Consider the following 6,760-nt stretch of genomic DNA (forward strand, 5'->3'; position numbering starts at 1 on the left):
CCGGTCGCCGTGCGGCCGCAAACACCGCCGCCAGGTCGTCAGCCATGGTGTGGACGGCTACCGCGCATCCGAGGCGCTCGCCCAGCAGGCGCCCCGTGGCGGCCAGTTCGGCGGCCGCTTCCGGTCGGCTCGAGCCGGCACCCACCAGGACAACCGAGCCGTCGAGTTCGGTCGACCCCAGTCGATCGACCAGAGCGTCGACCAGCAACGGATCGGGGCCGAGGTGCCGAGCTACCCGCACCTGCGGATGTGGCGCCACGGCGCCCGGGATGTCGGACTGCACGTGGTACCCGGTGGAGAGCAGCACCGGCACGACCACGGCCGGCGCATCGCCGCGCGCGGCCAGGGTGTCGGGCAGTCGCGGGGCGGTCACGTCCAGAAAACAGAGTTCCACGGGGATGTCCGGGCGGGAGGCCTGGACCGCGTCGATCAACCGAGCCGTCGTCGCGGAGCCGGCGGCCGACCCCGTGCCGTGCGCGACCGCGATGAGCGCGACGCTCACTGCTGCGGTCCGGGCACGGCACCCATGGTGCCGCCCGCGACCGCGGTCACCTCGATCTCGACCAGCATCCGCGGGTCGAGCAGCTCCTTCACGACGACCATCGTGGCGGCCGGCGGCGCGGCCGCGAACGTCTCGCCGTGGGCCCGCCCGACAGCCTCCCAATCCGCCGCATCGGTCAGATACATCCGGGTGTGGACGACGTCGTCGGTGGTGGCTCCGGCACTGCGCAGCGCGTCGGCGATCTTCGCGAAGCAGGCGAGCGCCTGGGCGTGCGGATCGTCACCGCCGGTGACCCCGCCCTCCGCGTCGACGGCGGTGACGCCGGCCAGAAAGACCAGGTCGCCGGCGCGCACCGCCTTCGAGAAGCCGATCGTCGGCGCGTAGCGCGACTCGGAGGGAATGCGAAGACGATCCATCGAAGTTCCTGTCGAGAAGAGGCTGGGACTCCACAACCTAGATCGGGCCGCTACACGATTTGCCGGCCCGGGTGGGCCGGCCGTCGAAAACAGGAGCACGATGACGATGTCGACGACCGCCGAGACGCTGCGTTACGCCGCATTCACCGACGCCGGCGCGGGCGGCAATCCGGCCGGCGTGGTGCTCGATGCCACGGGCATCGACGCCGCACGACGCCTGGCCATCGCGGCCGAGCTCGGCTACTCCGAGACCGCATTCGTCGAACCGACCGCGAACGACGGGACGTACCGGCTGCGGTTCTTCAGCCCGCGCGCGGAGGTCGGCTTCTGCGGGCACGCCACTGTCGCGACGGCTGTCGCGATCGCTGAGCGGCACAGCCCCGGCGTGCTGCGCTTCGACACGGCCGTCGGCGAGGTGGTCGTCCGCACGACGGCCGATGACACCGGCATCCTGGCCACGCTCACCAGCGTGCCGACGCACACCCGACCGGCCACGGCGGACGAGCTCGCGGCCGCGCTCACCGCCCTGCGCTACGCCGAGGCCGATCTCGATCCTCGCTACCCGCCCCACGTCGCCTTCGCCGGCAACGACCACCTCGTGCTCGCCCTGCGCGACCGCGCCGCCCTGGCCGCACTCGACTACGACTATGCCGCGCTCGACCGGCTCATGGCGGAACGGCTGTGGACGACCGTGCATCTCGTCTGGGCCGAGGACGCGCTCACCTTTCACGCCCGCGACCCGTTCCCGCCGGGCGGCGTCGTCGAGGACCCCGCCACCGGCGCGGCGGCGGCCGCCTTCGGTGGCTACTTGCGTGAGCTCGACCTGGTGCCGTTGCCGGCCCGGGTGACGATCCTGCAGGGCGCCGACATGGGCCGCCCGAGCCGGCTGCTGGTGGATCTGGGGACGAGGGCCGGGGGAGTCGACGTCACCGGCACCGCCGCGCCGATCGAGTGATCGGCGCTTCACCTGCTGGCGACCCAGACGGGACTTGAACCCGCGACCTCCGCCGTGACAGGGCGGCACGCTAACCAGCTGCGCTACTGGGCCTGAACCCGGTTTCCCGGGGTAACAACCTGCGTGCCCCCAACGGGATTCGAACCCGTGCTACCGCCTTGAAAGGGCGGCGTCCTGGGCCTCTAGACGATGAGGGCGGCGAACCGCATCATGCTAGCCCCGTTGCGGACTGCTCCAGCATAGGGGACGAGTCGCCCCGCTTCCAAAGCCGGGCGCCACGGCGCTGACAGCCGGCTGGCAGCAATGCGCGCGATCGCGCCGCGGCCCCTAAGGTCACGGAAAGGTAACGCCGCCCCGTCCGCCCAACACCAAGGAGATTCGTGCCGCCCGCCGACCGTCTGACGTGCGCCAGCCGATCCAGCGGGCGCCGCTCGGTGCTGCGCCGGGCGCTGCGGGTCGGCCTGTCGTTCGCGGCTCTGCTCGGCGTCACATCGGCGGCGCTCATCGGCTACGCCTACGCCAAGTACGACGGTCAGATCCACCGCATCGACGTGCTGCAGACGAAGGACCCGAGCATCAGGAAGCCCGAGGCCCAGGCGCACGCGACGAACTTCCTGATCATCGGGTCGGACAGCCGGCAGGGGGCCAACTCCGGCTATGGCCACGTCGCCGGGGAACGGTCGGACACCACGATCCTGATTCATCTCGCGCCCAACCACCGCCGGGCGACGGTGATCAGCATCCCGCGCGACTCATGGGTCGAGATCCCGCGCTGCATCGGGACCGACGGCAAGCCGGTCGCCGCCCACCATGAGTTGTTCAACTCGGCATTCTCGATCGGCGGCGCCCGCTGCACCGTCGCGACCGTGCAGAAGCTGACCGGCATCGCCGTCACCCACTACCTGCAGATCGACTTCGCCGGGTTCAAGAAGGTGGTGAACGCGCTCGGCACCGTGACGATCTGCAGCCCGGAGCCGGTCTACGACCAGAACACGAAGCTGAGGCTGCACAAGGGCAACAACACGCTAGACGGCTCTGATGCGTTGCGCTACGTCCGGGCCCGCGAGGAGATCGGTGATGGCTCTGACCTCGGCCGCATCAAGCGCCAGCAGCAGTTCCTCGGTGTTGTGCTGCGCCAGGCCATGAGGGGCACGCTGCTCAACAACCCGAGCCGGTTGACCGGCTTCCTCGACGCGACGACGAAGTCGATCACCGCCGACGACCACACCAGCTTCGGCGATCTGCGCAACCTCGCGAGCTCCCTGCACGGGCTGAATCCGAAACGGGTTGTCTTCTACACCGCGCCGATCGCCGATCAGGATTACGCGCCGCCCGGGTACAGCGGCGGCAAGGTGCTGCTCGACGCGAGGAAGGGCGCCGTGCTGTACGGCTCGATCATCAACGACACGACGACGGTGTCATCGACATCCAAGCCGCCGACGCCGACGCCCACGAACACGACAGGGACGACGACGGCACCGCGACCCAATGCCAATGCCGGCGACAAGACCTGCCGGCTCTGAGGCCGCGTCCTCAGCGCAGTCTTCGCCCGCGGTCGACCACACGCCACAGGACGAGAACGATGACGCTGCCGGCGATGGCGCCGAGGAACGTCGAGGCCTTGCGCAGATCGAACTCGTCGTCGAACAGCACCGCCCCGAGCGAACCGCCCGCATATGACCCGACGATTCCGAGCACGGCCGTCCCGAGGCAGCCGAGACGGTGCGGGCTGCTCACGAACAACCGGGCGATCGCGCCGGCCAGCAGGCCGAGGATGAGCAGGCCGATGATGTCGAGAACCACGGGCTGGAGTGTGCCGTAGTTCAGGCCGGCCGCATGCCGAGCAGGCGCACCTCGTCGTCGTCGCGCAGAACAGCGGTGATCCAGCCGCCGATGCGGCCGTGCCGGCGCAGCGCTTCCGGCTCCGCCGGTACCTCCACCGGCTCGAAGCGGCGGTGCTCCCAATTGATGCGGGCCGCGTGGCCGGCCTCAGCCAGCGGGTAGACCGACTCGTCGGCGGCGAGCGCGTCGCGGGCCGAGCGCAGATGGCCGATGGCATCGTCCAATGCGTCGACGAGCGCGAGGTTGCCGTCGCACCACGTGCTGACCAGCTCCGGACGGGTACGCGCGACGCGAGAGCCCGACATGTAGGAACCGGCGGCCAGCGAGAGGCCGAGCGCTCCGCCGGCCAGCCCGGTCAGCGCCAGCGCCTCGGCCAGCACGTGCGGCAGGCCGATGACCCGGGCGACCGCCGCGTCTTGCTCGGCGGCCGTCGTGGGGACGGGCCGCGCGCCCAGGTCACAGGTCAGCTCGGCCAGGCGCAGCCAGGCGGGCACCGGGGTGTCGTCCTCGACGGTGAGTGCCCACGGCGCGTCCCGGAAGAGGAGCGCGTCGGCGGCGTCCCATCCGGTCTCTTCGACACCGGCCAGCGGGTGGCCGCCGACGAAGGTGACCTGCGGGAGGAGCTCGCGGACGGCGGTTAGCACCGGAGCCTTCAGCGTGCCGACGTCGGTGAGGACGACGCCGTCGGCGAGGTGCGGGCCCAGCGAGCGCACCGCACCGGCGACCTCGGGCAGGGGCATGGCCAGGACCACCAGGTCGGCCCCGTGCACGGCCGCCGAGTCGGTGGGCGCCACCGCGAAACCCGACGCACTGGCAGCGGCCGCGGTCGACGGATCGGTGTCGAAACCGACAACTTCGACCCCGGTTTGGCGCACCGCATGCAACAGGGAACCGCCGATCAGGCCGAGCCCCAGGACCGCGACGCGACGAAAGCCCGCGCCCTGATGCGTGTTCACGGCGTCGCACTCCGGATTCGGGCCACGTTGCGAAGGTAGCGGCATCGTGTCGCTGACTTTCCGCGCCCGGCCAGTCCGTGCCAGGATCGGTATCCGTCGCACGGAGCCGAGAGGTGGTGGGACACGTGGCTGAGCGGGGCTTCGCCGTCGCGGCATTCCGTGACGGCCCGAATTGGCGCGTCGAACCTTTGCCACCTGCCGTCCTCGACGACCTCGGGGTCCTGCTCGCCGCGCTGCGGTCGCAACCGCCCGAAGGTGGGCCGTTCGTCGTCGCACTCGTCGAGAACGAGTTCTTCGTCATCGCCCGCCAGGAAGGCCGCCGGGTATCGCTGCTGCTGTCCGACCTGACGGCTGCGGTGGAGTTCCCGTTGGCCGAGCAGGCGATGGCGCGGCTCGGTGAGGACCCGCCGGCCGATGACGAACTCGACGAGATCTGGCCCGTCGGCGACCTGGAACTGTTCAGTGACCTCGAACTGTCGGAGGACGAGATGGAGGACATCCTCGACGATCTCGACGCGCTACCGGACGAGATGCTCGAGACGATCGTCGAGCGGCTCGGTATCACCGACGAGTACGCGCGGGCGACCGAAGCGGCGTGGGCGGCCCGCTGATGTCCTGGTTCGCCGCGGTCCTCACCCGAACGGGTGATCGGTGGAGCGCCGAAGAGACCGACATCACCGATTGCGAGTCGCTGATCGACCTCGGCGAGGTGCTGCGCGACCGGGAGGGCGAGGTCCGCCTGCTGGTCATCGAGCAGGACGACGAGTACGCCGCGATCATCCGGTTGGACGACGACGCCGACGACCCGCGGGCGTTCCTGTCCGAGGGCCATGCGGCCGACGCCTATCCGATGGCGGCCATCGTCGCCGAGGACCTGCTCGAGATCGGCGACGGCGACGAGGACGAGGTGCTGCTCGACCCCGACGCGCCGCCGGCCCACGACAGCGCGCCGTTCGGCGACCCGGAGATCGTCGAGGATCTCGGTACGTCAGCGGCCGACCTGCTCGCCATGTGTGCCCACGCCGGCACGCTCCCTGTCGACCTGCTGGTGGCCGTGTGCGAGAAGGCCGGCTGCGGCGAGGCCTTCGAAGACCTGCGCGGGTGATCGAGAGCGATCTCGCGGCGGTCGGTGAGGCGCTGGCGGTCGGCCGGGTCGCACTCGGCGGTGGTGAGATCCCGGTCGGCGCGGTCGTCCTTGACGCCTCCGGGACCGTCATCGCGTCCGCACACAACGAGCGTGAGGCGCGGCACGACCCGACGGCCCATGCCGAGGTCGTGGCGCTGCAGCGGGCCGGTGCGGCGCTCGGCACGTGGCACCTCGTCGGCTGCACCTTGGCCGTGACCCTCGAGCCGTGCACGATGTGTGCCGGCGCGCTGGTGCTGGCCCGGGTCGACCGCGTGGTGTTCGGCGCGTGGGATCCGAAGGCGGGCGCCGTCGGTTCGCTGTGGGATGTCGTGCGCGACCGCCGGCTCAACCACCGTCCGGAAGTGGTGGGCGGCGTGCGGGCCGAGGAGTGCGCAGCGTTACTGGAGGAGTTCTTCGCGGCGAAGCGCGGTCGCGGGGTCCTGTAACCTTTGCCGCGGTGGCGTGTCCGAGCGGCCAAAGGAGCACGCCTCGAAAGCGTGTGTGGGTAACACCACCGTGGGTTCGAATCCCACCGCCACCGCCAACGGAACTCCCGTCTTTGCTGGCTTGTAGCCGCCAGCCGGACGAGGAGCGCTCATGACCGACCAGGCCGTGGTAGCCAGCGTGGTAGCCAGCCCGCTGCCGCGTCGGCCGGATTTCGCCGGTCCGAATCCCCGACGGTTACCCCTTCCATATGAGAAGGCCGCACAGGGCGGCGTTCGTCAGGAGGTGGGCGCCGTGAGCGACAGGGCGAACTTGGCCGCGGTTCAGTCCACGCCGGCCGGCGTCATGTGGAGCGTCCGGGAGCGGCTGGATGTTCTCGAACGGGATCTGGTCGCGGCCCGTTCGGCGCTCGCCGAGGCCGAGACCGCGTTGCTCGCCTTCCAGCGCCGCTCGTCGGTCGAGCAGCTGGCATTGACCACGGAGCAGGTCGCTCAGTTGCTCGGCCTGTCCCGCTCGACG

At 70.7% G+C, this 6,760-nt stretch carries 10 protein-coding genes and 3 tRNA genes; 7 read left to right on the forward strand and 6 right to left on the reverse strand.

Translation table 11 applies throughout. The features are described from left to right. On the reverse strand, positions 1 to 502 hold a 502-nt coding region (locus ABR571_RS00650; protein WP_409451252.1), incomplete at its 3' end, for a sirohydrochlorin chelatase. Next, positions 499 to 918 (reverse strand): RidA family protein, encoded by a 420-nt coding sequence (locus tag ABR571_RS00655; RefSeq protein WP_409451253.1) that lies wholly within the window; start codon positions 916 to 918, stop codon positions 499 to 501. The genes ABR571_RS00650 and ABR571_RS00655, both read right to left, overlap by 4 nt. 106 nt (positions 919 to 1,024) lie before the next feature. On the opposite strand from ABR571_RS00655, the gene ABR571_RS00660 reads away from it, so the two are divergent. Then, positions 1,025 to 1,873 (forward strand): PhzF family phenazine biosynthesis protein, encoded by an 849-nt coding sequence (locus ABR571_RS00660; RefSeq protein ID WP_409451261.1) that lies wholly within the window; start codon positions 1,025 to 1,027, stop codon positions 1,871 to 1,873. A gap of 16 nt (positions 1,874 to 1,889) precedes the next feature. On the opposite strand, the gene ABR571_RS00665 is transcribed toward ABR571_RS00660, so the two are convergent. Together ABR571_RS00665 and ABR571_RS00670 are read right to left on the reverse strand one after the other, a co-directional pair. Next, a tRNA-Asp gene (locus tag ABR571_RS00665) sits at positions 1,890 to 1,966 on the reverse strand. 31 nt (positions 1,967 to 1,997) lie between these two features. Next, positions 1,998 to 2,070 (reverse strand) — tRNA-Glu (locus tag ABR571_RS00670). A gap of 183 nt (positions 2,071 to 2,253) precedes the next feature. Here ABR571_RS00670 and ABR571_RS00675 point away from each other — a divergent pair. Further along, positions 2,254 to 3,396 (forward strand): LCP family protein, encoded by a 1,143-nt coding sequence (locus ABR571_RS00675; RefSeq protein ID WP_409451254.1) that lies wholly within the window; start codon positions 2,254 to 2,256, stop codon positions 3,394 to 3,396. 10 nt (positions 3,397 to 3,406) lie between these two features. Here the strand turns inward: ABR571_RS00675 and ABR571_RS00680 are convergent, their stop codons facing one another. Continuing rightward, the gene (locus tag ABR571_RS00680; RefSeq protein ID WP_409451255.1) at positions 3,407 to 3,676 is read right to left on the reverse strand and encodes a GlsB/YeaQ/YmgE family stress response membrane protein; all 270 of its coding nucleotides are present in this window, start codon (positions 3,674 to 3,676) and stop codon (positions 3,407 to 3,409) included. Positions 3,677 to 3,696: 20 nt separating this feature from the next. After that, on the reverse strand, positions 3,697 to 4,671 hold the full coding sequence (locus ABR571_RS00685; protein ID WP_409451256.1) for a prephenate dehydrogenase/arogenate dehydrogenase family protein: 975 nt from the start codon (positions 4,669 to 4,671) through the stop codon (positions 3,697 to 3,699). Between the two features lie 125 nt (positions 4,672 to 4,796). Between ABR571_RS00685 and ABR571_RS00690 the strand changes: the two genes are divergently transcribed. The 5 genes from ABR571_RS00690 to ABR571_RS00710 form a co-directional block, all read left to right on the forward strand. Beyond that, positions 4,797 to 5,282 carry a tRNA adenosine deaminase-associated protein gene (locus ABR571_RS00690; RefSeq protein WP_409451257.1) on the forward strand — a complete coding sequence of 162 codons (486 nt, stop codon included), beginning with the start codon at positions 4,797 to 4,799 and terminating at the stop codon, positions 5,280 to 5,282. Continuing rightward, positions 5,267 to 5,776, forward strand: a complete 510-nt coding sequence (locus ABR571_RS00695) for a tRNA adenosine deaminase-associated protein (RefSeq protein WP_409451258.1) — start codon at positions 5,267 to 5,269, stop codon at positions 5,774 to 5,776. Before ABR571_RS00690 ends, ABR571_RS00695 begins: the two co-directional genes overlap by 16 nt. Then, positions 5,773 to 6,243, forward strand: a complete 471-nt coding sequence (gene tadA, locus ABR571_RS00700) for a tRNA adenosine(34) deaminase TadA (protein ID WP_409451259.1) — start codon at positions 5,773 to 5,775, stop codon at positions 6,241 to 6,243. Before ABR571_RS00695 ends, tadA begins: the two co-directional genes overlap by 4 nt. A gap of 10 nt (positions 6,244 to 6,253) precedes the next feature. Further along, a tRNA-Ser gene (locus tag ABR571_RS00705) sits at positions 6,254 to 6,341 on the forward strand. Positions 6,342 to 6,535: 194 nt separating this feature from the next. Further along, a partial coding sequence (locus ABR571_RS00710) for a hypothetical protein (protein ID WP_409451260.1) occupies positions 6,536 to 6,760 on the forward strand: 225 nt, incomplete at its 3' end.

The sequence above is a fragment of the Jatrophihabitans sp. genome, assembly GCF_046262535.1.
Classification (GTDB): domain Bacteria; phylum Actinomycetota; class Actinomycetes; order Mycobacteriales; family Jatrophihabitantaceae; genus Jatrophihabitans.